Below are 506 nucleotides of genomic sequence, written 5' to 3'. Positions count from 1 at the left end.
CGAGAAAGGTTTTTCGGTGTGATTTTATACTTCACTGTATGGAAAAATCAAAATTAAAAACTTAAATCTTGATGATTAGACTCTTAAATCAAAGTAACCAACTATAAAAATTACGATAAAAGATGCTCATGAAATGAATGAGCATCTTAATTTTAAATGGCTCTATCTTATTGAATAATTAATGCATTACCCTACAAATCCCAACACAGCTATATTGCTGTCGAGTTATAGATTGATCCACTTGCTTGCCAGTAAATACACTTGTCCCATTATGACCATTTTCAAACTCAGACATTTGTTGATTTAAAACATCAGCTGATGCAAGTTCAGTAGATAAGCGTGAATGATTTCCTTCCACCTGCGTAAGCTCTAATTCCAATGGTACATTTCCTTCTACATCCATCTGCTCTAAAAAAACTTCTGTTCCAGTGAGCTGAGCTTCTGGTACTACTATGTCAGATTGCTCGTCATAAAATTTTACAATTTCTGTAATCGTATCAATACGC

1 protein-coding gene is annotated in these 506 nt (G+C 33.6%); it reads right to left on the bottom strand.

Annotation, left to right across the window (positions count from 1 at the left end; translation table 11 throughout):
• Positions 1–178 precede the first annotated feature (178 nt).
• A partial coding sequence (locus ABN217_RS20535) for a hypothetical protein (protein WP_349460050.1) occupies positions 179–506 on the bottom strand: 328 nt, incomplete at its 5' end.

This window comes from Proteus sp. fly-1067, from assembly GCF_040139345.1.
GTDB lineage: Bacteria > Pseudomonadota > Gammaproteobacteria > Enterobacterales > Enterobacteriaceae > Proteus > Proteus vulgaris_B.
Note: the sequence above shows the minus strand (reverse complement) of the source record. Positions and strands in the feature narration are given on the sequence as shown.